The sequence below is a fragment of the Mesorhizobium sp. B2-5-11 genome, assembly GCF_006440835.1.
GTDB lineage: Bacteria > Pseudomonadota > Alphaproteobacteria > Rhizobiales > Rhizobiaceae > Mesorhizobium.
The window spans coordinates 1-1,463 of sequence record NZ_VFUK01000031.1 but is presented as its reverse complement, the minus strand read 5'-3'; the positions used below and the strand labels follow the sequence as shown (position 1 = coordinate 1,463).

The following is a 1,463-nucleotide window of genomic DNA, read 5'->3' as shown; positions in this document are numbered from 1 at the left end:
CTTCGTCGCCAGCGGCGCACCGCCCTCGTTCGTGAGGCGTATATAGTCGCCACCCCGACAAACTGTCAACACCGATCCAAGAAGTTTTTTCGATTTCTGGTGGAGATATCCGCAGGGTCGAAATTCGTGAGTTGGCTAGGCTGAGTTTCCACATCGCTTTTTGCGCTTGGTCGCGCCTGGGATACTCGCTTCGGACCGTATGCCTCGCTTTGAAAATCGCTGTCCGCCCGACGGCCGCGGACCTTGCCAGAGCGGCTTTCAGCGGCGATCCTCCAGCAATTCCGGTGTGATGTTCCGGCCTGCGTAGAAGATGCCCAGGATCAGCACCTGCTCGCCCTCGACCGCAAAGGCAATGCTGACCGCCCGTCGGTAGCCGATGATCCGCAGTCCGGGCATGATCTCGCGCCGCTCGGTGCCACGCTGTGGAAAAGTCGATAGACCGAGACAACGGTCTTGAATACCCGCGACGAAATTCCACGCGATCACCGGCGATGCCCGCTCGGCTATGTCGTCATAGAGCCGTTCGAGTTCGGCTTGTGCGGCAGGATGAAAGACGATCCGATAGACCATCCCCTACTTGGCTTTCGCCTGTTTCGCGCGATGGCGCGCCTCCAGCCGAGAAAAAACCACATCGGCCGGAATTCCTTTAGCTGGATCCTGCTGGAGCTCGGCCAAGCGGCCCGGAATTTCCTCGCGCAGCCATCTTTCCCGCTCCGCCTCGAAATCCTCGAGCATGCGCAGGCCGGCGCGAACAACCTCGCTGGCATTGTTGTAGCGACCTGATTCGAGCTGTTTCCTGATGAAGCGCTCATAGTGGTCGTTCAGAGCGTAGTTGGGCATGACAACCTCCCGGAAAGAGACATGGGATCACGGCACGGATTTAGCAATAGATGTCAGATATCAGCAATTTCGACCGACGTCGACCAACCTGTATTTTGGTCCGATTGTCTCGCAGACAGAGATATCGCCTCGGTCGGGCGTCGCGATCGGGGATCGCGCCTGCAGCCGATAGGTGGGATCTGCTCCTCGCGACCCCTCCGGGACAGCTGGCGCTGAAGCCGGCTGAGATGGAATCCTGCCGGCTGAATCCATTTTGCATTTTCGTGGCTGGCCTCGGCTCTGGGACGCCCAATTTTCCGCCGCGCGAGCTGAGAGCTCGTCTTGGCCCCGAGGCATGGAACGACCGAGGCTTGGCCCTGAACGTTTGGCTTGGCTTGGCTTGGCTTGGCTTGTATGGTTCTGGCGGGCGGATTGTGTTTGGTTTTGCGGGATTTGTTTTTGACCCTCTGCGTCGGCTTTGGGTATTTGCGGGCCCGTGATGAGGGTTCTCAAATGAGCGGGCGGCCATCAGTCGGATACAAGAACAGCCCGGGGTGAGCCGGGCTGTTTTGTATTTGGTTGCGGGGACAGGATTTGAACCTGTGACCTTCAGGTTATGAGCCTGACGAGCTACCGGGCTGCTC

General features: G+C 58.9%; 2 protein-coding genes. Both read right to left on the bottom strand.

Going from position 1 to position 1,463, the window contains the following annotated elements:
* Window positions 1-258: 258 nt before the first annotated feature.
* On the bottom strand, window positions 259-570 hold the full coding sequence (locus FJ490_RS32505) for a type II toxin-antitoxin system RelE/ParE family toxin (protein WP_140729648.1): 312 nt from the start codon (window positions 568-570) through the stop codon (window positions 259-261).
* 3 nt (window positions 571-573) lie between these two features.
* A complete protein-coding gene (locus tag FJ490_RS32500) occupies window positions 574-840 on the bottom strand; it encodes a type II toxin-antitoxin system ParD family antitoxin (RefSeq protein ID WP_140501644.1) in 267 nt (88 codons plus the stop codon).
* Window positions 841-1,463 lie beyond the last annotated feature (623 nt).